The organism is Kibdelosporangium philippinense (assembly GCF_021390435.2).
GTDB classification, from domain to species: Bacteria; Actinomycetota; Actinomycetes; order Mycobacteriales; family Pseudonocardiaceae; genus Kibdelosporangium; species Kibdelosporangium philippinense.
Genome location: NZ_JAJVCN010000001.1, coordinates 312,439 through 339,304, shown reverse-complemented (window position 1 = coordinate 339,304; position 26,866 = coordinate 312,439). Strand labels below are relative to the sequence as shown.

At 64.6% G+C, this 26,866-nt stretch carries 24 protein-coding genes; 12 read left to right on the top strand and 12 right to left on the bottom strand.

The features are described from left to right. Positions 1 to 20: 20 nt before the first annotated feature. Both LWC34_RS01610 and LWC34_RS01605 read left to right on the top strand, forming a co-directional pair. Positions 21 to 1,766: a serine/threonine-protein kinase gene (locus tag LWC34_RS01610; protein ID WP_233722609.1), complete on the top strand. Its 1,746-nt coding sequence runs from the start codon at positions 21 to 23 to the stop codon at positions 1,764 to 1,766. A 60-nt stretch (positions 1,767 to 1,826) separates the two neighbouring features. Beyond that, positions 1,827 to 2,603, top strand: coding sequence for an FHA domain-containing protein (locus LWC34_RS01605; RefSeq protein WP_233722608.1), 777 nt, complete (start codon positions 1,827 to 1,829; stop codon positions 2,601 to 2,603). On the opposite strand, the gene LWC34_RS01600 is transcribed toward LWC34_RS01605, so the two are convergent. After that, positions 2,574 to 3,461: an NAD(P)-dependent oxidoreductase gene (locus tag LWC34_RS01600; RefSeq protein ID WP_233722607.1), complete on the bottom strand. Its 888-nt coding sequence runs from the start codon at positions 3,459 to 3,461 to the stop codon at positions 2,574 to 2,576. The two genes, LWC34_RS01605 and LWC34_RS01600, sit on opposite strands and share 30 nt — an antisense overlap. A 54-nt stretch (positions 3,462 to 3,515) precedes the next feature. After that, complete coding sequence (locus LWC34_RS01595; protein ID WP_233722606.1) at positions 3,516 to 4,694, bottom strand: MFS transporter; 1,179 nt, start codon at positions 4,692 to 4,694, stop codon at positions 3,516 to 3,518. A 93-nt stretch (positions 4,695 to 4,787) separates the two neighbouring features. Between LWC34_RS01595 and LWC34_RS01590 the strand changes: the two genes are divergently transcribed. From LWC34_RS01590 to LWC34_RS01575, 4 genes are read left to right on the top strand one after another with little or no spacing between them, the layout of a single operon-like run. Then, positions 4,788 to 5,099 (top strand): ArsR/SmtB family transcription factor, encoded by a 312-nt coding sequence (locus tag LWC34_RS01590; protein WP_233722605.1) that lies wholly within the window; start codon positions 4,788 to 4,790, stop codon positions 5,097 to 5,099. Positions 5,100 to 5,108: 9 nt separating this feature from the next. Further along, complete coding sequence (locus tag LWC34_RS01585) at positions 5,109 to 6,311, top strand: RNA polymerase sigma factor (RefSeq protein WP_233722604.1); 1,203 nt, start codon at positions 5,109 to 5,111, stop codon at positions 6,309 to 6,311. Positions 6,312 to 6,352: 41 nt separating this feature from the next. Continuing rightward, on the top strand, positions 6,353 to 7,441 hold the full coding sequence (locus LWC34_RS01580) for a heparan-alpha-glucosaminide N-acetyltransferase domain-containing protein (protein WP_233722603.1): 1,089 nt from the start codon (positions 6,353 to 6,355) through the stop codon (positions 7,439 to 7,441). A gap of 18 nt (positions 7,442 to 7,459) precedes the next feature. Next, on the top strand, positions 7,460 to 8,089 hold the full coding sequence (locus LWC34_RS01575; RefSeq protein WP_233722602.1) for a LysE family translocator: 630 nt from the start codon (positions 7,460 to 7,462) through the stop codon (positions 8,087 to 8,089). On the opposite strand, the gene LWC34_RS01570 is transcribed toward LWC34_RS01575, so the two are convergent. The 3 genes from LWC34_RS01570 to LWC34_RS01560 are packed head-to-tail and all read right to left on the bottom strand — an operon-like array spanning position 8,057 to position 10,108. Then, positions 8,057 to 8,881: an SDR family NAD(P)-dependent oxidoreductase gene (locus LWC34_RS01570; RefSeq protein WP_233722601.1), complete on the bottom strand. Its 825-nt coding sequence runs from the start codon at positions 8,879 to 8,881 to the stop codon at positions 8,057 to 8,059. The two genes, LWC34_RS01575 and LWC34_RS01570, sit on opposite strands and share 33 nt — an antisense overlap. Positions 8,882 to 8,932: 51 nt before the next feature. Next, a complete protein-coding gene (locus LWC34_RS01565) occupies positions 8,933 to 9,481 on the bottom strand; it encodes a TetR/AcrR family transcriptional regulator (RefSeq protein WP_233722600.1) in 549 nt (182 codons plus the stop codon). Positions 9,482 to 9,490: 9 nt separating this feature from the next. Next, entirely contained in the window at positions 9,491 to 10,108 is a 618-nt protein-coding gene (locus tag LWC34_RS01560) for a TetR/AcrR family transcriptional regulator (RefSeq protein WP_233722599.1), read from the bottom strand. A 92-nt stretch (positions 10,109 to 10,200) separates the two neighbouring features. Between LWC34_RS01560 and LWC34_RS01555 the strand changes: the two genes are divergently transcribed. Then, complete coding sequence (locus LWC34_RS01555; RefSeq protein ID WP_233722598.1) at positions 10,201 to 11,436, top strand: oxygenase MpaB family protein; 1,236 nt, start codon at positions 10,201 to 10,203, stop codon at positions 11,434 to 11,436. Here LWC34_RS01555 and LWC34_RS01550 read toward each other — a convergent pair. The 3 genes from LWC34_RS01550 to LWC34_RS01540 form a co-directional block, all read right to left on the bottom strand. Next, positions 11,415 to 12,554 (bottom strand): peptidase MATCAP family protein, encoded by a 1,140-nt coding sequence (locus tag LWC34_RS01550; RefSeq protein ID WP_233722597.1) that lies wholly within the window; start codon positions 12,552 to 12,554, stop codon positions 11,415 to 11,417. The two genes, LWC34_RS01555 and LWC34_RS01550, sit on opposite strands and share 22 nt — an antisense overlap. Before the next feature lie 72 nt (positions 12,555 to 12,626). Continuing rightward, complete coding sequence (locus tag LWC34_RS01545; RefSeq protein ID WP_233722596.1) at positions 12,627 to 13,049, bottom strand: universal stress protein; 423 nt, start codon at positions 13,047 to 13,049, stop codon at positions 12,627 to 12,629. 3 nt (positions 13,050 to 13,052) lie between these two features. Next, a complete protein-coding gene (locus tag LWC34_RS01540; protein ID WP_308199948.1) occupies positions 13,053 to 14,141 on the bottom strand; it encodes an SLC13 family permease in 1,089 nt (362 codons plus the stop codon). Between LWC34_RS01540 and LWC34_RS01535 the strand changes: the two genes are divergently transcribed. After that, the gene (locus LWC34_RS01535; RefSeq protein ID WP_233722595.1) at positions 14,022 to 14,873 is read left to right on the top strand and encodes an IS5 family transposase; all 852 of its coding nucleotides are present in this window, start codon (positions 14,022 to 14,024) and stop codon (positions 14,871 to 14,873) included. The genes LWC34_RS01540 and LWC34_RS01535 overlap by 120 nt on opposite strands. 844 nt (positions 14,874 to 15,717) lie before the next feature. On the opposite strand, the gene LWC34_RS01530 is transcribed toward LWC34_RS01535, so the two are convergent. Further along, entirely contained in the window at positions 15,718 to 16,002 is a 285-nt protein-coding gene (locus LWC34_RS01530) for a hypothetical protein (RefSeq protein WP_233722594.1), read from the bottom strand. A gap of 106 nt (positions 16,003 to 16,108) precedes the next feature. On the opposite strand from LWC34_RS01530, the gene dctA reads away from it, so the two are divergent. Next, positions 16,109 to 17,380, top strand: a complete 1,272-nt coding sequence (gene dctA / locus LWC34_RS01525) for a C4-dicarboxylate transporter DctA (RefSeq protein ID WP_233722593.1) — start codon at positions 16,109 to 16,111, stop codon at positions 17,378 to 17,380. Here the strand turns inward: dctA and LWC34_RS57865 are convergent. Both LWC34_RS57865 and LWC34_RS01515 read right to left on the bottom strand, forming a co-directional pair. Beyond that, positions 17,335 to 19,377 carry a sensor histidine kinase gene (locus tag LWC34_RS57865; protein WP_233722592.1) on the bottom strand — a complete coding sequence of 681 codons (2,043 nt, stop codon included), beginning with the start codon at positions 19,375 to 19,377 and terminating at the stop codon, positions 17,335 to 17,337. The two genes, dctA and LWC34_RS57865, sit on opposite strands and share 46 nt — an antisense overlap. After that, positions 19,367 to 20,041, bottom strand: a complete 675-nt coding sequence (locus tag LWC34_RS01515; RefSeq protein WP_233722591.1) for a response regulator transcription factor — start codon at positions 20,039 to 20,041, stop codon at positions 19,367 to 19,369. The genes LWC34_RS57865 and LWC34_RS01515 overlap by 11 nt, the downstream gene beginning before the upstream one ends. Positions 20,042 to 20,134: 93 nt before the next feature. Here LWC34_RS01515 and LWC34_RS01510 point away from each other — a divergent pair, with 93 nt between their 5' ends. The 3 genes from LWC34_RS01510 to LWC34_RS01500 all read left to right on the top strand — a co-directional run bounded on the left by LWC34_RS01510 (position 20,135) and on the right by LWC34_RS01500 (position 23,002). Further along, positions 20,135 to 21,520, top strand: coding sequence for a DUF2079 domain-containing protein (locus LWC34_RS01510; RefSeq protein WP_233722590.1), 1,386 nt, complete (start codon positions 20,135 to 20,137; stop codon positions 21,518 to 21,520). 61 nt (positions 21,521 to 21,581) lie between these two features. Next, a complete protein-coding gene (locus LWC34_RS01505; protein WP_233722589.1) occupies positions 21,582 to 22,184 on the top strand; it encodes an RNA polymerase sigma factor in 603 nt (200 codons plus the stop codon). Further along, complete coding sequence (locus LWC34_RS01500; RefSeq protein WP_233722588.1) at positions 22,166 to 23,002, top strand: CU044_5270 family protein; 837 nt, start codon at positions 22,166 to 22,168, stop codon at positions 23,000 to 23,002. The genes LWC34_RS01505 and LWC34_RS01500 overlap by 19 nt, the downstream gene beginning before the upstream one ends. Here LWC34_RS01500 and LWC34_RS01495 read toward each other — a convergent pair. Then, the gene (locus LWC34_RS01495) at positions 22,999 to 26,589 is read right to left on the bottom strand and encodes a BTAD domain-containing putative transcriptional regulator (RefSeq protein WP_233722587.1); all 3,591 of its coding nucleotides are present in this window, start codon (positions 26,587 to 26,589) and stop codon (positions 22,999 to 23,001) included. The genes LWC34_RS01500 and LWC34_RS01495 overlap by 4 nt on opposite strands. Between the last annotated feature and the right edge of the window lie 277 nt (positions 26,590 to 26,866).

Sequence of the window (26,866 nt, the reverse complement as noted above, 5' to 3'; positions counted from 1 at the left end):
GTGTGGCCTATGGTTGACGCGTGCGCTCTCGTCGGTTGATCGCCGGTCGTTATCGGCTGGAAGAGCAGCTCGGTTCCGGTGGAATGGGCATGGTCTGGCGGGCAACCGACGAAGAGCTCGGCCGCGTTGTCGCGGTCAAACGGGCGCTTCCGCTGTTTGGTGAGCACGCGAAGCTGCTGAAACGCGAAGCCAAAGCGGCTGCCCGCGTGAATCACCCGAACGTGGTGACTGTGTACGACGTCGTCACGTCGGACGACGAAGTGTGGCTGGTGATGGAATACCTGCCCGCCAACACCTTGGCCAAGCAGGGCGTATTGCCAGCCGCCCAAGTCGCGCGGATCGGCGTGCAGTTGGCCGACGCATTGGACACCATTCACGCGGCCGGCGTGCTGCATCGGGATGTCAAGCCGAGCAATGTGTTGATGACGCATGACGGTAGGCCGAAGCTCAGTGATTTCGGGGTTTCCCGCAGTGTCCATAACGATGTCACGCTCAGTCGTACCGGCGGACTTGATGGCACGCCCGGATATCTCGCACCCGAGGTCGCCAGGGGTGAGGACGCGACGAGTGCGTCCGACATTTTCTCGCTCGGTGCCACATTGTTCGCGGCCGTCGAAGGCGTTTCTCCCGTTGGCAAAGCGCCGAATCCACAGGTTTTGGTCTGGCGTGCGGCTCGTGGCGATATCGCCGAATCGCACAGTCCGCTGCGGCCGGTGTTGTCGGCATTGTTGCGGCCTGATCCGCGGAAACGTCCAACCGCCGCCGAGGCGAAACAGATGCTTCAGAACGCGGCCACCGGTATCCGCCATCGGCCGCCGATTCTCGCGCGGGCGGCGATCCTGCTCGTGCTCGTGGCCACGTGGGTCGTGCTGAGTCTTCCGGCCGAGTCCGGGAGTGCCGCCGCCTCCGCCGGTCCTAGCATCGGGGATCCGCGGACCGCTGACCCGTGTTCCTTGCTCGACTCGGCCGAGCTGAAGCGCTTCGGAAATACCGACCTTGATCCGGATTACGGCAACTTCAACCGCTGTGACGTGCTCATCCGGCCGCGTGAAGGCGCCGGCGAGGTCGACGTCCGGCTGACGTTCGAGCTCGTGCCCAAGACCGGCGAGGTCCCGCCGGGCCAGACCTCTCAGGTCGGCTTGGTTCAAGTGGTGCGGCACCCGACGTACAACAACTCCCAGTGCATGCGCACGTTGGTGATGCCGGACAAGCGTCACGCCATCTCGATCACCGCGAAGTTCAACCGGACCCGGTTCCCCGTCGATCTCTGCGCGGCCGCTGAGTCGGCTGTGAGCACCGCGTTGAGCAGGCTTCGGGGCACCGTTCCGCGCCGGATGCTGCCACCCGCACCGGACTCGTTGATCAACGTCGACGCGTGCGCCATGCCGAACGCCGACATCCTGGCCTTGTTTCCCGGCATCGACGCGAACAATCCGGAGCCCGCGTTCGGCGACTGGGAATGCCGCTGGCGCAGCACGACAAGCAACAGCACGCTGATGATCATCTTCGACCAGCGCGACCCGCTCAACGCCAGGGACGGCAAACAAACGACCTTCGCGGGCCGCCCTGCCGCCGTCGAGGAAAACGGCTATGGCGACAACTCGTGTGTGTCGTACATCCAGCACCGCGCGTACACCAACGATGACGCGCGTCCAGCCATCGAGGCATTGCTGGTGGTCGTGTTCGGCCAGCAAACTTCGGACGGCAGGCTGTGCCGGCTCGTCAACGACATCTCCGAACCGCTCGCGGCCAAACTGCCTGGTTGAGCATTCGGGAGGGCTCCCGCGAGGAAGGGGTTAGCTGTGGTCATTGGAAGGAGCAAACCCATGACCGAAACGCTCGCACCTGGGCACAGCAGCCTCGCCTTGGGTGTCCCGCCCGCGACCCCCGGCACGATCTATGCGCTGGCGATCGCCGGTGGCATCGTGTTCGGTCCCCGGGAAGGCCGCACAATCCTGTTTGGCCGTAACCGCCCAGAGGTGCACGTGTGCATCGGCGAGGACGACCGCCGGGTGAGCAGGCAGCACGGGCAGCTGACGCATCAGCACAACCAGTGGTGGGTGAGCAATACGGGCAGGCTCCCGATCCGCCTGCCGAACTCGCGGTTGTTGTTCACGAACGAAGAGCCAATCCCGCTGATCGAGGGCTACACACCGGTGTTCGTCGGCGGATCGGGCGGCCGCGAGCACCTGCTTGAGCTGTACGTGACCGGCTCGGACGTGCAGACTCCGGCGTCCAGGCACCTCGACCCGACGCACCCGCCGAAGACGTGGCGCCTTGAGCCGACCGAACGTCTTGCCCTGGTGGTTTTGGGCCAGCGATACCTGTTGCATGAGGCTCGGCCGCAGCCGTTGTCGTGGACGCAGGCCGCGAATCAGTTGGCGCACCTGCAGCCCAACGCGAACTGGACGTCGAAGAAGGTCGAGCATTTGGTGGTGAAGGTGCGTGCCCGGCTGTCGAAGGATGGTGTGGCTGGCTTGACCCGTGAGGAGATGGACGAGCCGGTCGGCAACTCGTTGAACCACAATTTGATTCGGGAGTTGTTGACAAGCACGACATTGGTGCCGCCGGATCTAAGGCTGCTCAACCACCCCGACGACTGATCTCGCCTCGATTGCCTTGACCACCGCGGCCATGTCGGCGTCCGCGTAGCCGAGCGCCGATGTCTCGCTGAACAACTCCTCGCAGACGTCCATCAGCGGCGCGGGAATGCCCGATGCCTTGGCAGCCTCGGTGATCAGCCGCGTGTTCATCCACACGTCGTCGATGGCCGCCTGCACCGAATAGTCCTCAGCCACCAGCTTTGGCCCTTTGACCCGCATGATCGGGCTGGACATCTGCCCACCGGCCAACACTTCGACGAACGTGTCAAGGTCGAGCCCAAGCCGCTTGGCGAACTGGAAGGACTCCGCCAGCCCAGTCACCGTCGCGATCAGGAACACGTTCACCGACAACTTCATCCGAAGCCCATTGGGCACCGCCCCACAGACCACAGTGTCCCGGCACATGGGCGCGATCACCTGCCGCACAACATCAACGGCCTCAGGGTCACCCGCAACCATCGCGACAAGCTCGCCATTCTCAGCTGGGACACGGGATCCCGAAACCGGCGCCTCGACATACCTGCCACCGGCTGCCCGAATGTCAGCCTCAAGCCCTTGGGAATAAGACGTTTCCGTCGTACCCATATGGACGATGATCCGTCCGGCAACCTTGTCGGCGAAGTCTGGCGTGCCCCGGGTGAGGACCGCGTCGATAGCCGAAGCGTTGGCCAGCATGAGGATGATCACGTCCGACCGCTTGAAGAGCGTCGCCGCATCGGGCGCGAACTCCGCTCCCGGCAGGTCTTTGCCAGGTGTGCGGCTCCAGACGAGCAGCGGTGACCCTGCCTTGACAAGGTTGCGCGCCATGGGGGTGCCCATGACGCCCAACCCGATGAACCCGACCGAAGGTGCTCCCATCCCGCCAGTCTGGCAGCGTGCCAGCCACCAGGTGGTCCTTGAAAAGGGAGCCAGTCAGTCGGCCAGCGCGAACTCCGGCGCCTTCGTCCGTTCCGATTTGGACGGACGACTGGCCAGCAGCAGGAACACCAGCGCCACGGCGGCGACGATCGCGGCGATCGGCGGCAAGGCGGTCAGCCCAGCCGAGTTGATCACGACTCCGCCGAAGATGCCGGACAACCCGACACCCAAGTAGATCGCAGATCCGTTGAGCGACAACAACAAGCTGCTGTTCGCGGGCGAGAGCTCGATCAGCCAGTTCTGGATCGGCGGGTTGACCGACCACGTGAACAGACCCCACACGAACAACACGATTCCCGCGGCCACAGTCGAAGTCGCGGTGAACGGCAGCGTCGCAAGCACTCCGATGAACACCACGAAGATCGCGAACAACGGCTTCTGGCTGCCGAACTTGTCGGTCACCCGGCCACCAACGTTGTTCCCGATCGCGCCACCGACGCCGTAGATCAGCAGCAAGATGCTGATCGTCGTGCCGTGCACGCCCGCGATCTCGCCAAGGATCGGCGCGATGAACGTGAACACGCTGAACGCAGCCAAGCACCCGAACACGGTCATCCCGAGCACGTACTGCACCCGACGGTCAGCCGCGATGGTGAACCGGTCCCGCAAACGAACCGCGGGCGGCGCGGCAACAGCCGGAATCCCCAGCCGCACGGCCACTGCGCCGAGCAAAGAAGCCGCCGCCACCAGTGCGAAGACGCCCTTGTACCCCAGGCTCGCCCCGATCAGGCTGCCTGCGGGAACCCCGAGAATCAGAGCGAACGTCAGTCCCCCGAACACGATCGCGACCTCCCGGCCACGGTGGTCCGGCGGGTTCAACATCGTCGCGACCGCCGTGGCAGCCGGTGTGTACACGGCCGCGCCCAGCGCGCTGACCACGCGAGATGCGAGCAGGAGCTCGTAGGTGGGCGCGATCGCGGCCAGGGCGTTGCCGAGGGTGCTGATCAACAGCGCGACCACCAGGAGACGTCGCCGCTCCCAGCGTCCCATGGCTGCGGCCATCAGCGGCGAGGCGATCGCGTAGGCGATGGCGAAGGCAGTCACGAGCTGCCCCGCCGTCGCGGACGAAACGTTCAGATCCCGGCTGACCGCAGGTAGCACGCCAGAAACGATGTATCCGCTCGTCCCGACGGCGAAGGCACCTGCGGCGAGCAGATAGGTGCGTGGCGACATGACTCTCCCCAAGTGGGCTCTAGTTCGATAACCACCGTACTACGACATCCATCGAACTACGATGTTCGTCGAACTTCCATTACCATTGAGGTCATGACCGACCTGCCACACCCATCGCGTGACGAGATCCGCATCGAGGCGGTGCTGCATGCGCTTGCCGACCCGGTGCGCCTGCAGATGGTCCGCGTACTCGCCGCGCTCCCTCCCGACGAAGGCGTCGCGTGCGGCTCGCTCGACCTGACAATCAGCAAGTCGACGACCACTCACCACGTCCGTACGCTGCGCGAGGCTGGCGTGATCAACGTGCGTCCCGAAGGCACCAGCCGGATCTCCAGGCTGCGTCGCGACGACCTCGACGCGCTGTACCCGGGCATGCTCGACGGGATCCTGAACGCGCCGCGCTAACTTGGTCACGTGACCGAGATCGAGCGGGTCTTCGCCGAGGAGTACGGGCGCGCGGTCGCGGTGCTCGTCAGGGTTTTCGGTGACATCGACATCGCCGAGGAAGCGGTCCAGGAGGCGTTCGCCGAGGCCGTCAAGCGCTGGCCGGACGCGGGCACGCCACCCAGCCCGGCCGGATGGATCATCACCACGGCCCGCAACCGGGCAATCGACCGTCTCCGCCGTGAGTCCTATCGCGAAGACAAGCACGCCCAGGCCGCCTTGCTGCACGCGCAGGACGAACCGCTCGACGAAGGCCCAGTTCAAGACGACCGGCTACGGCTGATCTTCACCTGCTGCCACCCATCCCTGGCCAAACCCGCCCAGGTCGCGTTGACACTTCGCCTGCTCGGCGGCCTGACCACGCCGGAAATCGCGCACGCGTTCCTCGTGCCCGAGGCGACCATGGCGCAACGCCTGGTCAGGGCCAAGGGCAAGATCCGGGACGCAGGCATCCCCTACCGCGTACCGTCCGAAGCGAACCTGCCTGAGCGGCTGAAATCCGTGCTCGCGGTCGTCTACCTGATCTTCAACGAGGGCTACACGGCCAGTTCAGGCGAGCAGCTCGTCCGCGAGGACCTGTGCGCCGAAGCCATCCGGCTCGGCCGCGTGCTTGGCGAACTGATGCCAGATGAGCCCGAAGTCCGCGGACTGCTCGCCCTGATGCTGTTCATCGAGGCACGCCGGACCGCGCGGACGACACCGGACGGCGACCTTGTCCTTCTCGCCGACCAGAACCGGGCGTTGTGGGACGAGAACCTTCTTGCCGAAGGCCGGGAGATCGTACGGGAATGCCTGCGGCGCAACGAACCTGGGCCGTACCAGATCCAGGCCGCGATCAATGCCGTGCACAGCGAGGAGCCGACCGACTGGACGCAGATCGTCCAGCTGTACGACCATCTTCTGACGTTCACGCCGACTCCGGTCGTCGCGTTGAACCGGGCCGTCGCAGTGGCCGAAGTGGACGGTCCGGCGGCCGCGCTGTCCTTGGTGGACGAACTCGAACTGGACAAGTTCCACCTCTTCCACGCGATACGGGCGAATCTGCTCACCCGGCTCGGTCGTATCGCTGAGGCCGAAGTGGCCTACGAGCAGGCGATCGAGCGTGCCGCGAACGCACCGGAACGTGACCACCTGCGCCGGGCGAAGCAAACCCTGTCGGGATCGACAGCGTGACACCCAGCTAACTTTCAGGTTCGTCGGTCAGCCTGGAACGCGTGAACAAACGGATCGCCGGGATCGACCTGGCACGCGGTCTCGCGGTGTTCGGAATGTTCGCCGTGCACGTCGGACCGGACCCCGCCCGAACGTCCGGTCTGCTTGGCGATGTGATGCAGGCGACGCACGGCCGCTCGTCCGTGCTCTTCGCCACACTCGCCGGGCTTTCGCTCGCTTTGATCACCGGGCGGCAACAGCCGAACGTCACCAGCCGTGACTATTTCAAGATCGCGATCAGAGCGGTCATCCTGATAGCTCTCGGCACATATCTGACATTGCTCGGCACCAACATCGCGGTGATCCTCGCGTACTACGGCACGTTTTTCGTTCTGGCGATGCCATTCCTGCGACTGCGCGCGTCCTGGCTGTTCGGTATCGCGGGCGCGCTTGCGCTCATTGGGCCCTTTGTCGCCATTTTGTCCAAACAGACATGGACGACATGGGCAGGCGATCCGCTCGAACAGATCAGCGGCCAAGGGGTGCTGCAGTTCCTGCTCACCGGCTACTACCCGGCCGTGACATGGATGCCTTACGTCCTCGCCGGAATCGCGCTCGGCAGGCTCGACCTCACCTCAGCCAAACTGCGGATGACACTGCTGACCCTTGGGCCGGTGATGGCCATCGCTGGCTACGGCGGTTCAGCGATCGCCATCCGGCAATTCGGCAGCCGTTTTGCGCCGCAACCACTTTCGTTCGAATGGCTACTGGAAGCCTCGCCGCACAGCAACACGACGTTCGAGATCGTCGGCGCGCTCGGTGTCGCGATGTTCGTACTGTCGTTCTCGTTGTACGTAGCCGAATGGATACCCACGCTCGTCCGGCCGATCATGGCGGTCGGCACGATGTCGCTGACGCTCTACACGGCACATCTGTTCGCGATCGCTTTCCTGACAGCAGAAGGAATTCCGACCGTGTCGATGACCGTGCTGGTGTTGTTCATCGCGGTCTCCGCCCTGTTCGCCACGGTGTGGCTGATCGGATTCCGGCGTGGACCGCTGGAATATGGTCTGCATGGCGTGACCCGGATGGTGCCGCAGGACACACCGCCACAACAGCCACGGGTAAAGAGTTTGCAGAGCACAAGATGAGGATGCTGGGATGCCAGCATGGAGTTGTCTGTCCTGCTGGCGTTCACCGTCGCATCGGCCCTGATCAGCCTCGCACCGGGCCCCGACATGATGTTCATCATCGCCAACGGGATCGCCAGGGGCCGTAAGGCCGGGGTGATCGCCGCACTGGGCATGTCCACCGGCATCGCGATCCATACGGTGGCTGCCGCCGCCGGTCTCGGCGCCTTGCTGGCCGCCGCGCCCGTTGCCTTGGACATCATGCGGATCCTCGGCGCGGTGTTCCTGGTGTACTTGGCCATCGCGACACTGCGCGCGTCGCGTAAAGCGGCTGAAGCGGCTGAAACTCCTGTACCGCAACGCTCCTTGCGCAAGATGTACGCGATGGCCGTGCTGACGAACCTGTCGAACCCGAAGGTGATCCTGTTCTACCTCGCGTTCTTCCCGCAGTTCATCCACCAGGACGGTTGGCCGGCGTGGGTGCAGTTCCTTGTCCTCGGCGCGATCCTGATCTGCGTCGGACTGATGGTGGACGCGACGGTTGGCTTCACCTCTGGCGCGTTGTCCGAGTTCTTGGTGCGGCGCCCGGCCATCCGGCGCTGGATGGACCGGGCCTCCGCGGCGATCTTCGGCGCGCTAGCGGTTCGCCTGGTCGCCAATCCCCAGTAGCTGCTCGGTTTTCCGCCACAGCCGGGCGGCCAGCTCAGGGCTGGTTCCCTTGGGCTTACGCGGTTTCATCCGGCTGAAGTACTTGCCGTTGACCGACTCCGCGTCCGCGACCGTCGCCAAGTGCACCAACGGTTGTGCGCCTTGCTCGGGCGTCAGCGCGAGTTTGCCGATCGGCGAGTGCAGCACCAGCTTGTACATTCTGCTGTCACGGAAGAACTCTGAGCCGACCGGACCTGGGTGGAACGAGCTCGCGGTCACGTTCGTGTCGGCGAGACGGCGCGCAAGTTCTTGCGTGAACAGGATGTTGGCGAGCTTACTGCTGCCGTACGCGCGCTGGGTGGTGAACTTGCGGCTCTCGAATGCGAGGTCGTCGAGGTCCAGGCGGGCCCAGCCATGCGCCGCGCTGGCTGTGGTGATCACGCGTGCCGCGGGCGCGGCCACGAGCCGGTCTGTCAGCAGGTGCGTGAGCAGGAACGGCGCCACATGGTTGACCTGGAACGTGATCTCCATGCCATCCGGCGTGAGCACCCTGCTCTCGCTCATCAACCCCGCGTTGTTCGCGAGGATGTCGATGTGTGGGTAATCCAGTTGGTCAGCGACCCTGCGGACGTCGTCGAGCTTGGCGAAGTCGGCGAAGTACGGGGTGCCGCCGATCTCTTTGGCGATCTTGGTGGTCTTCTCCTTCGAGCGGCCGACGACGGCCACGTTCGCGCCCAAAGCAGCCAGTTTCCGAGCCCCTGCCGCACCGATACCGGCACTCGCGCCGGTCACCACGACGATTTTGCCGTCCATGAAGCCCCCTAAACGGATAGCGTATCCGCCAGGGTAACAGAACCGGATGATCTATCCGTTTAGACCTCTGAGCAGCACAGACAGGTAGACATCGGCCCTACCGGGGTCTTGCCGGACGGCGTACTGCAGGCCGATCATCAGGTTGCGGACATCCTCGCCGGTGATCTCCGGCCGGATCACGCCCTCTGCCCGCGCCCGCTCAAGCAACAGATCAGCGAGGCGCTGCAGCTCGGCTTTGGCATGTGTGGTCTGTTCGTCCGCGTCCTCGATCGCCGCCATCACCGCGGCCAAGCCGCCCGCTGTGCACGTTTGCAGATCAAGGGTGCGGCGCAGGAGGAACTCCGTCCCCTCACGGATGTCCTCGGCCGCCGCCGCCTCCGCGGCGATCTGCACCATCGTCGCCAACTCCTGCCCGACGACGGCTTCGAGCAGCGCATGTGGGGTCGGGAAATGCCGGTAGACCGTGCCGACGCCGACGCCCGCTTTCCGCGCGATCTCGTTGAGCTGAAAAGAAACATTGCCCTCGGCGACCTCGGCCCGCGCAACCTCGAGCAACCGCTCACGGTTGCGTGCCGCATCGGCCCGCAGATTCGCCACCACGCTTCCAGCCTAATCAGACCCGGTCAGCGCGTCGGTGAGGTCGGCGGTCGCCAGGATCATGGCGACGAGGAAGTCGGTGAGTCGCGCGCGGCTGACGTCCAGATCGCCGCGAAGCCACGAGCAGAACAGGTCGAACCCGCCACTGACCAGCGTAAACGCCGCCATGGTGGTATCCGGCTCGGCGGGCGCACGCTCGCCGAGCCGCTCGTACGCGTGTGCCGCCATGATGTCGGCCAGCCGCCGGATCATCTGGTACCGCATCGGATACAGCGATTCGGTGACCTGCACCGCCAGCCATACCCGCCCCCGGCGCGGATCGTCACAGACGAACCCGATCGCGGCTTCGACCATACGTCTGACCTGGGCCCGCATGTCCGGTACCGGCGTCGCGGCGACATCCATCACCACAGCGACCGCTCCCGCACCCTCTCGTTCAGCCAACGCCTTGAGAAGCTCCGCACAGTCGCGGAAGTGCTCGTAGAAGTAGCGGTCATTGAGCTTGGCATGACCGCAGACGCCCCGGACAGTGAGCCCGTCGGGCAGCACATCCATCGCGGCTTCCAGCAAAGCCGTTCGCCGCTCGCTCCTGCGCTGCTCAGCTGAGACGCCGCCGTAGCCCCGCGCCATCACACCACCTTTCCGACTTGACCATCGATGATATCTGGTGAACACTTTCACCAGTAATTCTGGTGTACCGGTTCACCACATTGGGAGGTTCGATGAGCGTCGACGACCAGCGCCTGCCGCATCCGCCGCAGCTCAGCGGGTTCCCAATCGGCGCGGGACTGCGTCTGCTGGCACCCGGCGACGCGCCGGCGACCCAGCAGCAGCTCGACCAGTTCCGCCAGTTCGCCACACAGGGCGATCCACTGACCGACGCCCTGGTCGCGTGGATGCGTCAGACCGAGGACGGCCGTGAGCTCTTCGAGCACGCGATTCAGCACGGCGTCTCCGCGACCACGCCGGAGCCGTTGCGCGCGTTCTTCGCCTCGGTCGAGGAGGTGCCGTACTGGCTCGACCGCGATCTGCTGACGTTGGGCAGCAAGGTCGTCCGGCGAACCGGGCTGTGGGGAATGCTGCTGGTGCTGCCGTTCCTATCCCTCGCAGGCGGTTACTTGGCATCCCGCGCGGACAAAACCCTTGTCGGTACGGGAAATCTGGACCAGATGGCACCTCGGCGGCTGGCCGAGACGGCAAAATGGTGGGTCGACGTCACGGACGAAGGCGGCTTGGCACGCTCCGCCACCGGCTTCCACAACACTTTGCGGGTCCGGGTGATGCACGCGCATGTCCGTGCCGCGATGAACCGCCGGCGCGACTGGGACTACAGCACGTGGGATCACCCCGTGAACCAGGTGCAGACGGTCGGCACCTTGATGCTGTTCTCGCTGGGGCTCCTGGTCGGATCCCAGGCAATCGGCCTGCGGTTCACCAAGCGTGAACGGCATTCGGTGTACCACCTTTGGCGTTACGTCGGCTGGCTGCTCGGGGTCGATCCCCGGCTGTTGCCATCGGACGAAGTCGACAACTGGCGGCTGTTCTGGCTGGAGGCGGCCACGGAGTTCTTCCCGGACAACGATTCCCGCCGACTGGCACAGGCGCTGTTCAACGGCTCAGCCGAAACGATCCTTGGGCCATGGATGCGTCGCGACGGACTGGTCTTCCGGGTGAGCAGCCACGCTCTGGTCCGCTTCCAGACGTCGTACACCCGGCTGGTGCTCGGCGGGCACAACGGTGACCAGCTCGGCGCGCCTCGCAGTAAACCCTTCCAGGCAGCCGTGATCGCGGCAGCCGCCGTGAATTCGGTCGGGGAAACACTGCGGCGCGTCATCCCTGGCGCTAACGGACTTGCCGTCCGCATTGGCACGCGCAGCCGGCGCGTGATGATCGACCGCATAGTCGCGGCCCACCTCGCGGACCGCACGTACACACATCACTCCATTGCCGCTGCGTAACGCCCGAGGTCCTGCGGTGTCAACGGACTGCGGTACGCTGCATGCAAAACATCCGAGATGGTCTGGCTGTCGGCGGTCTCGGCGAGCTTGATGAACCAGTCCGCTCCCGCTGGATAAGCCCATTGATACGACCGCAAGAGGACGTCCGTGCTGCGGTCGCTGAGCATCCGCCCGACGGTCTCCTCAGGCAGGAAAGGCGCGCGGAGCTTGGCGTGGTCCAGACAATCGGAGACGCTCGCGCCATCGTTGATCGCCAGATGCAGCTCGGCACTGACCAGCTGAAGGTAGTAGTCCAACCGGAGGTGCGCGATGAGCGCCTCATCATCCGGCGCGACGAACAACGGAAGTGCCTGCGCCAGACCTTCCAGCAACACCTGATGGTTCGCGTGAACGGACAGAATCCGCACCCACGGCACATCTTCGACGCAGCACCGCGCGGAGTAACTCGCGCTTTGCAAGGCGTGCCCCAGGATTTCGTGTAGTGAAAACTGGCGCGCTTGCACATCCGTGAACCGGGCGTTGCGCATGTTCAAGCGCAGCCGGGCGTTCTGGCCTTCACCATCCAGCCAGTAGGACCAATATGCGTCAGCGTCCGCGGTCTCGATGGTGAGGTTGTACGGCGCTGTGGTCCCGGTTACCTTTCGGACCAACGGCTCGAACTTGGCCGCCGCGGCGCGTAAGGCTTCCGGGACTTCGCTGGCCGTCAGGTTTTCTTCGGAGTCAAGCAGATCGCGCCTTGTCCGCGCGCCCCATGGAATTCCTAAGTCCGCCATGGCCTTGCGGGCCTGCTCGCCGCGCCACGTAACATATTCGCCGCTCCAGGCAGCGACTTCGACGCCCTGAGTACGTCTGACGAACTCATTCAACGACATCCGTTCGCCAAGCAGAGCACCAAGATAGGCGAGATGGCAGTCGATCCTGTCGGCAAGGGCATCGGTGGCTTCGGCCTTCAGGCGTAACAACTCTTGATACGCATGGACGCGGCCGTTCAGCTTGCCGACCTCGCCTTTGCTGTGACGGCAGTCGTAGTCGATGACCGGCGGCGCCCCCACGGAGATCTCATGGGCGTTCCATGCAACCAGAACATCCTCGACCTTGTCACGCAGACTCGTTGCCACAAGCCGACTCTAACGATCCCGCGGGCGCGTGCCCTCCGCCATTAGTCGGCAATCCACGATGTACATAGTGGACTATGGCCAGACAAGCAGCACCGCGCAGGGCGCGTGGTCGACAACGAACCGGCTTGCTGGGCCGAGGCTTCGCGGCCCCACGTGGTCGCCATCCCTAGCCAGCACCAACAGGTCGGCATTCTCGGCGGCAGCGACAACTTCGTGTTCGGTCCGCCCGGTCCGTTCAACCCTGGTACACGATCTACCAAGCCGCTCGGCGGCTGCGTCCATGAGTTCCGTGGCCGTGGTGGTGGCGAGGCTCTCCATCGCCGTGCCAGGGTCACGTTCCGGCGGCTGACGTCCGAACAAACCAGCAAAGGCCCCATGCGCCGCGCCTGGTACATCAGTGCCGCTCACGTGCAGCAAGGTGATGTCGTCGTACGCGCGGGCGGCGTCGACACATGCGGGCCAGGTTCCTTCGACAATCCAGACGACAACAGCCATCGCCTAGCCTCCGATCAGGTGCAACGACCCCCACAGTGCCACTACGGACAAGATCAGGCTCAACGGAACAGTCAACAGGCCAAGGCGGGTGAACTCACCAAGGTCGACATCATGGTCGTGCTGATGCACGATCCGCCGCCAGAGCAGGGTTGCGAGCGACCCGGCATAGGTGAGGTTGGGCCCGATGTTCACGCCGAGCAAGACTGCGAGCACGGCTCCTGGCCCGGCCGCGACTGTCAACGGCAGGAGCACGAGTACCGCGGGCAGGTTGTTGATCACGTTCGCCAAGACGGCGGCCAGGGCCGCGATGGCCAGCAGGGCTAGCAGGCCGGTGCCGTCGGGGATCAATTGGCCGAGCCAGTCCCCGAGGCCGTGGTCGACGACTGCCCGGACCACGATCCCCAAGGCAAGCACGAACGCCAGAAACGGCAGTGCTGCCGCCCGCACTATGGTTTTCGGGGTGGCCCGGGTTTTGATGGCGAGGACTAGGGCTCCGGCCGCGGCGGCGAAGGCCGGGTCGATTCCGATGGCCGACGTGACCACGAAGCCCACGAGCGTCAGAGCTACCGTGACCAGGGCGAATACCGGCATTTTCGGTGGGTTCGGGTTCTGCGGGGCTGTCGTGCCCGCCTCCAGGTCGGCCGCGAAGAACCTCCGGAAGACGAGGTATTCGACCGCGATGGCCACCAGCCATGGCAACACCATGAGCCCAGCGAAGCGGGTGAAGCTGAGGCCACTGGCCGCGAAAGCCAAGAGGTTGGTGAGGTTGGAGACCGGAAGTAGGAGTGAGGCGGTGTTGGAGAGGTGGGTGCAGGCGTACACCTGGGGTTTGGGGCGGACTCCCGCTCGGGCTGCGGTCGCGAACACCACTGGGGTCAGCAGGACAACCGTCGCGTCGAGGCTGAGAGGGCATCTGATCTTGGTTGGGGCGATATGTCTGTGTCGGGTGACGGCTGATACCTTGATCAACTTGTGGGGTCCCGGCGTGCGTACCGCAGCGACTTGTCCGATGCTCGCTGGGCGTTGATCGAGCCAACGCTGACGGCGTGGCGTGCTGCCCGGCGTGGGCCGGGAACCGTGATGCGCGTGCATGACTTGCGGGAGATCGTGAACGCGATCCTGTACGTGTGCCGGACCGGGATCGCCTGGGAGTATCTGCCGCACGACTTCCCGCCCTGCAAGACGGTTTATGACTACTACGCCAAGTGGGAAGCCGATGGCACAACGGAAACGCTGCATGACCTGTTGCGTGACCAAGTCCGCGTCGCGAAAGGCCGCGCTGCTGCCCCGACGGCGGCGATCATCGACTCGCAGAGCGTGAAAACCTCCTGCAATGTCAGCGAATCCAGTCAGGGTATCGACGCGGGCAAGAAGATCAAGGGCCGCAAACGGCACATCGCCACCGATGTGCTCGGCCTGCTGCTGGCGGTAATCGTGACCGCGGCGTCGGTGCAGGATTCCGCTGGCGGGCAACAGGTTCTCGATCATCTCGCCGCTGCGCATCCGACCGTGTCGGCGGCATGGGTGGACGGTGGCTACAACAACACAGTCATCCGTCATGGAGCCCAGCGGGGTATCCGGGTTGAGGTCGTCAAACGCCCTTCTGCCAAGGGATTCCACGTGTTGCCCCGGCGGTGGGTAGTGGAGCGCAGTCTGGGCTGGCTGATGCAACACCGCCGACTCGCGCGCGACTACGAAGCCCTGCCCCAGCGGTCGCGCACGATGGTCCACTGGGCGATGACTAACATAATGAGCCGCACCCTGACCGGGGAATCCACCCAAACCTGGCGAAACGATCCACCCAAAGCAGACATTCTTGCCTAACTAAGATCAGATGCCCTCTGAGAACTGCTGTGATGAGAGAGGCTAGGAGGAAGACTCCTTTGAGAAGCCTTTTCGGGCGTGCGGCCGCGGCCCGGGCCAGCCAGGCACCGCAGGCTTGAAAGAGTCCTTCGTCAGCGCAGAGTTGTGCCAGGACCAGGACTGCGGCTAGAAACCCGACGACTGAGGCCAGGCGTTCGGTTTCGTCGACGGCCGCTGGCAGGGAGATAGCCCCTATCGCGATGGTGAGGGCGGCTGCGGGGACGGCGACCAGTGCTTCCGGCCACCCCCACGGCCGCACCACCGCACAAGCCAACACCAGCAGGAGAAGGGTGATGGAGATGGCCTCGGCCAGCCACGCGCTCAGGACCAGCTCCATTCCCTCGATCATGTGCCGTGAAGGTCTTCTTACCTTCACGGCGTCTACCGCCAATGCCAGGAACTCGACCAAGTCCGCGGGCTGACCGCTGCCGAGCACCTCAAGGTCCACTAAGGACAGGAAATCGCCTCGTCAGTCACACGTGCCACACCAGCCCCACCTAGCACGGGATAGGATGCCGTGAAGGTCACCTTGGCGGCGTTCAACGCACCAAACTCGGCCTTCGCACCCTGAACGTCACGTCATGCCCACTCCTCGCCCGCGCGGCCAGTCCCACCCGCGCCAGCCACACATCAGCACAGGTCAACCGCCCGCGCCCATCCACAGTCTCGATCAAACTCCGAACCCCAAATTCCTGGCATTGACGTTCAACGCGTCAAGGGAGACCCTCGCGCGTCTAACGCCGCGAGGGTGACCTTCACAGCATGATCGAACCACGCACACAGAGGTCGAAGCGGGCACAGCGGCCTAGATCTCAGGCGGCACCGGCCGAGCCCCCATCCTCAACCTCAACTCCTCCACAAACGCCGGATCCTCGTGCTCCACCGCCACCAGATCGACCTCGGCGGGTAACTCGCCACCGCCCTCGATCAAATACTTCACCGCCTCGACCACCACAGCCTCGCGATCAACACCAGCGATCACCAGGTCATCGAGCAGCGAGTCGGGCACCGTCACCATGATGCTCCTGACCTGCGAACCCGCCCTGATCTCCACCGCGAACCGGTCTTCGGCGATGCCAAGCACCCTCATGGATCACAGGTACCCAGCCCGACCTGTAGCAATCGCGTTACCGCGGTGAAACACCGTCAGGTTTCCCTTTCGTGGAAGAAAGTTTCCACGAAAGGCAGGACCCTGTATGCGCGGACTGCACCGCTCGATGTTCTTCCAGGTCCTCGTCGCGGTCGTGATCGGGCTGGCGATCGGCGCGATCTGGCCGGGCTTCGGCGCCGATCTCAAACCTCTCGGCGACGGGTTCATCAAGCTGATCAAGATGATCATCGCTCCCCTCATCTTCTGCGTTGTCGTCACGGGGATCGCCAAGGTCGGCGACCTCAAGGCGGTCGGCAGGATCGGGTTGAAGGCGATCATCTACTTCGAAGTCGTCACGACCGCCGCGCTCGCGCTCGGCCTGCTCGTGGCCAACATCGTCGGCCCGGGCACCGGCATGAACATCGATCCGAGCACGCTCGACCCGAACGCCATCGACCAGAAGACCGGCGGCGCGCACCTGCCGGGCACGGTCGAGTTCCTGCTCAACATCATTCCGTCGAGTGTGGTGAACGCGTTCGCTACCAACAGTTTGCTGCAGGTCCTGCTCTTCTCCGTACTCTTCGGGGTCGCGCTGGCCGCGTTCGCCGACCATTCTGGACCGTCGCTTGTGCTCAAGATGCTGGACGAGCTGACGCAGATCATCTTCCGGATCGTCGGCTACGTCATGAAGCTCGCACCCCTCGGCGCGCTTGGCGCGATGGCGTTCATCGTCGGGCAATACGGTCTGTCCTCTTTGAGCGCTTTCGGGTTGTTGATCGCCGCGTGTTACGGCGCCGCGGTTCTGTTCTGCCTGGTCCTTGTCGTCATCGCCAAGGTGGGCGCTGGCGTCAACCTGTGGAAGTTCATCCAGTTCACGCGCGAGGAATTCGCACTGGCGCTGGCCACCGCGTCCTCTGAATCCGTGATGCCGAGGATGATGGCCAAATTGGAGCAAGCGGGCTGTCAGAAGGCCGCGGTCGGGCTTGTCCTGCCGACCGGCTACTCCTTCAACCTCGACGGAGCCTCGATCTATCTTTCTCTAGCAACTGTTTTCCTCGCGCAGGCGGTCGGTGTTCCGCTATCGCTGGGTGATCAGATCGTCATCGTGCTTGTGCTCATGCTGACGTCCAAAGGCATGGCCGGTGTTCCTGGTTCGGCTTTCCTCGCCCTGTCGGCGACATTGGCCGCGGTCGGGTCGATTCCCGCTGCCGCGGTGTCATTGCTGCTTGGCGCCGACCGGATCATGGATTCGATGCGCGTGTTCACGAACCTGCTCGGCAACTGTGTGGCCACGTTCGTGGTCGCGCGTTGGGAAGGGTTGCTTGATCGGGATCAACTCGATGCGGCCTTGGGGAAGGAAGCCGTGAAGACCGCGTGATCGCCGACCGTGAGCGTGCCGCCGTGCCGGACAGCGATCTCCCTGGCGATCGCCAGACCCAACCCTGCCCCACCGGCATCACTGTCCCGTGCTTCGTCGAGCCGGGTGAACCGGTCGAAGACACGCTCACGGTCCGCCGCCGGGATTCCCGGCCCGTCATCGGCCACTTCGAGGATCTCCTTGTCCTCAGTAGACCTGACCGCCACCGATACGCGCGAGACCGCGTGCCTCGCAGCGTTGTCAACCAGGTTACGCAGCAGTCGATCCAGCTGCTTGACGTCACCCTTGACGAACGCAGAACCGTCCACAGTCAACTCAGCACGGTCACGATAGCCATCAGCCACTTCGGACAGATCAACCGAGGCAGTCGGCAGAGGCAGCGCAGAGTCCAAACGGGCCAACAACAACAGATCCTCAGCGAGAACTTCGAGGCGGCGAGTGTCGGTCACCGCGTCGCCGATGACCGACAACCAGTCCGCCTGATCGGGGTGGTCACGTGCCACCTCAAGCACTGTCCGAAGGCTGGCGATCGGGCTGCGCAGCTCATGCGCGGCGTCAGCGATGAACTGCCGCTGCACCTTGACCGAGTTCTCCAGACGGTCGAGCATTTCGTTCAACGTCAAGGCAAGCCGGGAGATCGCGTCGCGTGTGGCCGGAACGGGCACCCGCAGATCCAACGCGCTGGTGCTGATCTCCCCGGCTTGTTCCCTGATCCGTTCCACCGGCCGCAAGGAGCGCGTGGTTCCCGACCACGCGGCGAGTCCGATCAGTGCCATCGATGCCGGGACTGCTGGGAACAGCACGCGATCCATTGCCACCGCTGGATTTCCTTCGACCGAGTTGACCTCGAAGGTGTAGATGGCTGCCGTGCCACGCGCGGTACCCACCTCACGTTTCCACACGTTCACCGGCGCACCCACGTCCGGCAGCAGCGACCGGAGCCAGAGCCTGTTTTCCTCCGTCAAGTTGACGATGTCAGTGGCGTACATGGCGGTCGCGTTCGGCAGCGGCGCGGCAAGCAACGGCCGTCCGATGATGGATTCGGCCCACGTGACGGCCGGGCTGGAATCGGTGTGCCCGTCCGAGTACACCACTTCGTACAGGTATGCCTTCGAATCCCGGATCGTCGGCACGATCGGAACGTCCGCGCGCAAGCCGAGCTCGATCCCGTCAAGGGCTCCGTAAGCCGCGGAGGACTCGGCCATGAACCTGGCGGTGTTCACGTCGTCAACGGCATGCCGCAGCCACACGACCCCTGCGACAAGCGGCCCTGCGGACATGAGCGCAGCCGCGATCCCAGCGCGCACGCCGATCGACAACCGGCTCATCCCCATCCACCGGACCGGTACGTCGACTCGCTGTTCCAACGAGTGCGTGCTGATGTCGGCGGCCTGTACCCGGATCCACTCCACCGGTCGCAACGCACTAGCCGCCGAAGCCCACGCGACAAGGGCAACGAGCAGCGCACCCGCGGGCACCCCCGGCCACAGCCACGTGTCCAGGTCCAGCGCCATGCCCGGATCGGAGTATCCAAGGTAGACGTAGACTGCGATCCTGCCGGTGTCATCATCGATCGTCTTGAGATAGACCTCCCCCGGCGGCCACGAGGAGTACGGCGTCGATGCGTCCTGCGCGACAACGCCAGGGAAACGAAAAACCTGGCCGCCGCTGGCATCCGAGGTCGGCGGCGGGAACACTGAGCGCCCGAGCGCGTCCTCGACGGATCTGATCTCGCGACCCGCGCCCAGTACCCTCCCGTCGCTGTGCACGACTTCGTACTGGCCTTCACCTGTCGCGATGTCCTTGCCCGCGCGCAGGATCGGAATCACCGAGTCCGCGATCGCTTGTGCACCCGCGAGTTGGGCGGTGTGCCGGTCGTCGTCCAGACCTGAGATCGAGAGCCGCAGCCACAACGCGCCCGCGGTGAACAGCACGAGCGCGATCAGCCCGGCGGCGACCGCCGAGCGCACACCCGTTGGCCAGTTCCTAAATCGCACGACCAGCCAACCGGTATCCCATGCCACGCACGGTCTCGATCGTGCGCAGGCCGAATGGCTGGTCGATCTTCCTGCGTAGCGCGCTGACGTGGACCTCGACGACGTTCACGTCCCCCTCATAGTGTTCGTCCCAGACGTGCTGCAGGATCTCGTCCTTGCTCAGCACCAGGTTCGGCCTGCGGGCAAGGCATTCCAGGATCGCGAACTCCCGCGCGGTCAGGCTGATCTCCTTGCCGCCACGGCGAACCGTGCCCGATCCCGGGTCGACGACGAGATCGTCCACACACAACTTCGCCGGTGCCGCGTGACCACGCCGCAGCAGCGCCCTGATCCGCGCGATCAGCACGACGTACGAGAACGGCTTGGTCAGGTAGTCGTCCGCGCCCGTGTCCAGGCCCTCTGCCTCGTCGTACTCACCGTCCTTCGCGGTCAGCATCAGGATCGGTGTGGTCACGCCAGATCGCCGCAACTCGGCGCAGACGCGGTAGCCGTTCATCCCGGGCAGCATGATGTCCAGCACGATCGCGGAATACGGCCGCTGCTCGGCCATCCACACCGCGTCCGGGCCATTGTGGACGATGTCGACGGTGAACGCGTTCGCCTCAAGGCCGCGTTTGAGCGCCGCGGCCAGCCGCCGCTCATCCTCGACTACCAGTATTCGCATCGCCGTCCACTCAACCATCCCGTGATCGATTCGCTGAAGACGTCTTCAGCGAGCTTCAGGTTTGCTTCAGCGCGGTGTTTCCAGGGTGGCGACGTGCTGATCACTCGTCCCACCTCAGTAACCCTTCGTGTCTGGCCGTTGGCTTTCGTATTCTTCACGCTCTACGGCCTGTTGTCCCTGACCAACCACCTCCATCTCCGGACGACAGGGTTTGACCTGGGGATTTTCGAGCAGATCGTCCGGTCTTACGCCGAGTTCCGTGCCCCGGTGTCCGAGCTGAAGGGGCCGGGCTTCGTGATGCTGGGTGACCACTTCCACCCCATCCTGGCCACCCTGGCACCGCTGTACTGGATCTTCCCCAGCCCGATCACGCTGCTTTTCGCCCAGGCAGGTCTGCTCGCGGTGTCGGTCGTGCCGGTCACCCGGATCGCGATCAGGCTCGTGGACCGCCGGATCGGCCTGCTGATCGGGGTGGCGTACGGGCTCTCGTGGGGCCTGCAGACCACTGTGGACTTCGACTTCCACGAAGTCGTCTTCGCTGTGCCGTTGCTGGCGTTCGCGATCGAACGACTGTTGCGTGAACAGTGGACCGCCGCGGTGTGCTTAGCGGCGCCACTGATCCTGGTCAAGGAGGACTTGCCGTTGACCGTCACGGTGATCGGCGGATACCTGTTCCTCAAGGGCCAACGGCGGCTGGGCGGGTGGGTGATGGTCGCGAGCGTCCTGAGTTTCCTGGTGATCCTGAAGGTCCTGATCCCGGCGATGAACCCGGCGGGGGTGTACGGCTTCACGGGCGACCTCGGCACCGGCTTCAGCTTGTCGGAGCTGCCCGGGAGGCTGTTCGACAACGACAAGAAACTTGTGCTGCTGGTCGCCGTGTTCGCGCCGACCGCGCTGCTTGCGTTGCTCTCGCCAGTGAGCCTGATCGCCGTACCGACCCTGCTGTGGCGACTGCTGTCGACCAACCCGTCCCACTGGGAGACCGGTTTCCACTACGGCGCCGTGCTGATGCCGATCGTCTTTATCGCCATGGTCGACGCGCTCGCGAGGGGGAAGCTGAACCTGCCCGCCCACGCCTATCGCAACACAACCAGGTTGGTCGTCGCGGTCTGCGTGGTGTCGTCGGTCCTTGGGCTCACCACGCTTCCGCTGGGGAAACTGACCGATGCGAAGACATGGCAGACAACCTCCCGGATCACGGCCGCACATCGCTTGATGGACATGATCCCGGATGGCGTGACCGTCGCCGCGTCGAACACATTGGCGCCTCATCTCACCAACCGCACCACCGTGCAGTTCTTCCCCGTCATACGGCCACGCATCAGCACGGACGCGGACTGGGTGATCGTGGACACGAACTACGCGGACTGGCCGAAGTCATCCGCCGCACAGTCGGCTGACCTGGAACGACTCCGGCAGACCGACTACCGGACGGTGGCGGAACAAGACGGTTTCGTTCTGCTCCGCAGGGCATCGTGAACTCTTTTCGCGCGTCCTACGGATAACAGGTGAAGCGTCCATACCGGGAAGGGTGGTTCGTTTGAACCAGAGGGAGGACTGGGATGACGCGGCGATCATCTTCGCATCGCTGCGGGATCCCGACCTGTTCGCCGTGATCTTCGACCGGCACGCGCCGTACGTGCACCGCTACCTCACCAGACGGCTGGGCCGCGAGGCCGCGGACGATCTTGTGGCCGAGACATTCCTGGCCGCATTCGGCAAACGCAAGCGATACGACACGACTCGACCCGACGCCAGGCCTTGGCTGTACGGGATCGCGACAAACCTGGTCAGCCAGCACCGGCGAGACGAGGTGAAACAGTTCAAGCTACGCAACGCCGTCACGCCGGAACCCGATGAAGTGTCGCACGCCGAACGTGTAGTGGCTCAAGTGGCCGCACAGGCAATGGGGAATTTGCTGGGGATCGCGCTCGCAGAACTGTCCACTGGGGATCGAGATGTGCTGCTCCTCATCGCGTGGGAAGGGCTCACCTACGACGAAGTCGCCGTGGCGCTGAGGATTCCGGTCGGCACTGTCCGATCACGACTGAATCGGGCCCGCAAGCAGGTCCGCGCGGTACTGGAAGTCCCTGACCAGCAAGCGGAGGAGGAGATCAAGACCCCATGGATGAGTTGCAGCTGATTCGCGAACTCGGCGACGAGATCCCACTGGCGACCGCAGAGGAGCTAGCACCCGCCCGTGCCCGTCTGCTCGCCGCCCGCAGACCGCGTCGGGCAAAGCGATACACCGTGTACGGCGGCGCTGTGATCGGGATGGCAGCAGCGATTTTCGCCGCGTTCACCTTGATCACGCCAGAAGAGAACAACACCGCGACCGCCGATCCCATTCAGGTCCTGCGGAACGCCTCGGCCGCGGCGTTGCAGGCGTACGACATCACGCCGGCACCGAACCAGTATCTGTACACCAAGGTGCAGGAGCCCGACGGCGCAAGGGAAATGTGGGCATCCATCGACGGCACGCACGACGGGCTGATTCTGATGCCGGACCCGATGCTCATACCTGGATGCCGCGACGGCCGCAAGGCGGTGGTCAAAGGCAAGGAACCACTTCCCGGCGAGACCGAGAAGTGCGTGCCCGATCCCGCCTACCGGCCGGATCTGCCCAAGGACGTCGACGGCATGGTCGGCTATCTGAAGGCGAACAACGGCGACAGCATCAACTCGATCGGCAAGGACATCTCATGGCTGCTGCAGAGCACCGTCATGGCGCCGGAGTCGAGGGCCGCGTTGTTCGGCGCTGTCAGCAAGATCCCTGGCCTGCGTGCGGTCACTGGTGTCAAGGACGCGGTCGGACGACGGGGCATCCAGATCGAGTGGAAGACCGACGTGCACTCCGGCAGCTTCATCGTCGACGCCAAGTCGTACCAATACCTCGGCTACCGCACAGCGGTCGCACTGGTCAACTACGCCATTGTGGACAAAGTCGGACAACGTCCCTAGCTCTGTCCAATGAGGTCGTTGGTGATGGCCAGCCTGGAGTCCACGCCCAGTTTACGCAGGATCCGTGACACGTGCATCTGCACTGTGCCGCGGGACAGGGAAAGCTGGGTCGCGATGTCCGCGTTCGGCCAACCAGCCGCGACCAGCCTGGCGATCCTGATCTCCACTTTGGACAACGGTCCGACCGGGACAGTGGTCGGTCGCAGGCCGAACGGCGCCAACCTGGACTCGGCGCGGCGGATATCCCATGCCGCGCCGAGTTCCGTGTAGACAATGATGGCGTCGTGCAAGGCTTCGCGGGCCTCTTCCAGCCTGCGGTCGGCGGCCAGCAGGATCGCGGCATCCTCCGCGGCCATGCCGTGTTCGACCTTGCGACCAACGACGGAGAAGTGCTTCGCCACGGTCAGCAGCGCGCCCGGGTCCTGTTCGATCAGCCCGCGGCACCACTGCACCGCGGCCGCCGCCCTGGCCGGACGGACCTCCAGCTCTGCCTCGGCTTCACACACCTGCAACGCCTGCTGGGCCAGATCGCGCTCACCAAAATCGATCGCGAGCCGGACAAGTTTGGGCAACCACTGGTGGCGCAACATCATCCGGGAGTAGCCGTGGTTGAGCGCCGGCGTCAGGATCTGCAGCGCCTCGCTCGGTCTACCGCGCTGCTCGGCGGCCAGCGCCTGGGCCATCATCAGGAAGTCGATGTTATCCTTGGCTTCCGGCGTCGGATCCGTCAGGTCCGCCGCCATCTTCAGGTGCCGCTCGAGGCTGACCGAATCATCCCGGTGTACGGCGATCAACGCGGCCGTGCCGTGCAGCAACCGGATCACGCCGTGCTGACGCAGACCGTAGAACGTGATCTCCGGGCCGTCCCGCATCACGGAGTCCAAATCAGCCAGTGCTTCATCCCACCGGCCGAGCCAGAAGTAGTGCACGGCCGCGGCGATGTGCGGGCCGCTCGGCAAATTGACCCGGCTGACCAGATGCCGCGCCGCGTCCAGCGTCTGGCCCGCGTCGTCGAGCCGGTCGAGGTTCTGCAGGGTGAACATCTTGTTGTCGAGGAAGCTGATCAGCAGATCCGCCAGTTCGGTCTGGCCGGAGATGGCCGCGATCGACGCGTTGATGTGTTCGAGCGCTTCCGGGTGCTTGCGCAACATGGAAGCTGTCAGCCACATGTACTGCGACCACTGCGCGATGGAGAAGGCGTCCTTCTCTTTGAGCGCTTCCTCCAAATCGGCCGCCGCGTCCTGCTCGGCCGAGGCCGGGTCGTCGAGTCCACTGCGGACCACCATCCAGCGCAGCGCCTGGTGCCGGGCTCGCCAGTGCTCCGGCACGTCCGGGTCGCCGACCACTTGGTCGAGCGCCTCGATCGCGCGGGCGTTGTCGTGATTGAGATAGTCCAAATAGGCCAAAACCAGGCGCATCTCCGCGGCACGCTCGGGGTCGCTTGTCATCGCGAGCACCGATCGGGCCTCGACCTCGGGGCTACGGCCGAGCCAGAACTTGACCCTGGCCAGCCGCGCGGTGAGCGTTTCCCTTGCCTCGTCGCGCAGCCCCGGGCTGGTGATGGCACGTTCGAGCAGTTCAGCCGCACTGGTCGGCGATCGACGAGCGACCGCATTCGTGTTCGCGAGCAGCCACCGCGTGACCCACGCGTCGACCGGGACACCCGCACCTTGCAACTGGGCTGCCACCAACGAAACTTGGGCCCCAGCTTCGTCGAGTGTCTCGGCTGCCTGGCGGTGTAGGGCGATTCGGACAGCCTCGGGCATCGCCTCGTACAAAGCGCGACGCACCAACGGGTGCCGGAACGCGAAGCGCTGACCGGCTTCACGCAGCACGCCAGCGGCCGTCGCCTCCTCGATCGCCCTGATCAACTCGGACGCCGGACGCGTCATCACTGTCGCGAGATCACCGAGGTCGAACTCGACACCGAGCAACGCGGCCCACCGCAACGCGTCCTTGGTGAGGTTCGCGAGGTGACCGGTCCGGCGAGTGACGACCGACGCCAGCGTCGGCTGGGCCGTGGTCAGTCCTTCTGCATCTATATCGTCGACATCGGCGACGCCGTCGGAGATCGTAATGGCCTTGTCCCGCACCAAAGCGTGCACGATCTCGCGGATGAAGGCCGGATTGCCCGCGGCGCTGTCGGTCAGTCCAAGCAAAGTCGGACCCGGTTCAGCGCCGATCAGCCGGCCAGCCAGCTCGGCCGTGCCCGCTTCGTCGAGCGGCTCGAGCAAATGCAGGTCGCCGCCCCAAGTGGACACAACGGACCGAAGCTGGTCAAGCTCGGCACGGCGCGGCAGCGGCCGCGCGGACCCGACAAGTAGTAACGGAAGTTGACGAGTCAACCGGACCAGCCGGTGCCACACCAAAAGGCTCGCGTCGTCGGCCCACTGCAGATCGTCAAGAACCAGGACTACCGGTCCGTCCCCGCACAGCTGGTCGACGAGGTCGATCAGCTGCTCGACCGCGGCGAGCAGCAAGTCCTCGGGATGCCACTGCTGCGAAGCGCCGGATTCGCCAGCCCGCAACGACTCCGCGACGGCTACCCGGCGCGGATCGGCCGACCGGATCTCGACACCAAGACAAGAGGTGATCAGGCCCAACGGGAATCGCCGGCCGACCTCGTCACCCGCGGCCCACAGCAGCTGCCCGCCACGGTCGGCCGCGTCCCCCAAGGCCGCTGACAACAAAGCGGACTTGCCAATACCCGACTCACCTTCGACCCATACCGCGGCTCCTGTTCCGTGGAGCACATCAGCAAGCCGATTACGCAACACCGAAAGCTCATTGCCGCGACCGACGAACACATCCGGCATCGCGACCTTGGCCAATGAAGGTGTCCGCGTCGCGGGCGCACTGGCCGTCGGCCGGGCGACGATGTCGTTATATACGCGGCGCAGATTGGCACCTGGCTCGATACCGAGCTGCTCGATCAAGATTTGTTTGGTCTCTTCGTAGACCTCCAGCGCCTCGGGATCCCGCCCACCTCGGTGCAAAGCGGTCATCAGCAGGCCACGCAGGCTTTCCCGCAAGGGATGCGCGCTGGCGAGGCGATAAAGCTCTGTTACCGCACCATTGATATCGCCCGCGCCGAGCATGATCTCGGCCCTGCGCTCAAGCGCGGCCAGCCTGAGCTCGGCCAACCTCTTGCGGTGCAAGGCAGCGGACGGTCCTTGAATGCCGGCCAACGCCTCGCCGTGCCAGAGCGCGAGCGCCGAGTCCATCGCGGCCTTCGCCGCGGTCAAGTCGCGGCGGTTCCACAGCTCGTTGGCAGATTCCCTGAGCCGGTCGAACTCAATGACGTCAAGCTGACCGTCGCCCAGTTGCAAGGAATACCCGGAACCTGCGGAAACCAGCGTCTGACCGCCGGACCACCGTGACCGGTCGGGCTCCAGCACGCGACGCAGACGGGAGACGTATGTATAGAGACTGCCGCTGGCACCGGTCGGCGGGTTGTCCCCCCACACCGACGAGACCAGATCTTCGCGTGAGACAACACGGTTCGCGCGCATCGCCAGCGCCGCGAACACCGCACGCTGCCTGCCAGAACCAAGGTCGAGCTGCTCGTCGCCCCGCCACGCACTCACTGTCCCGAGCACCTGGACACGCAGGGGCTCAACCGGCTCCGCCGCCATCTCTCACCCCCGACATCTACCCATGAGGATACCGCGCGGTAGCCCATTCCAGCACAGTCCGGAAGTCGTGAAAGGAACACCCGGCGCATATGCGAAAGTTTTTATGAGATTCCTGTGAAATTCCCTAGTGTGATGCCTTTCACACTACTTTATGACGCTGCGTGACGGTTCAACCCCCTGACCAAGAGGGCAGATCTCGCTGTCCAAAAGACGCCGAACAGGTGAAACG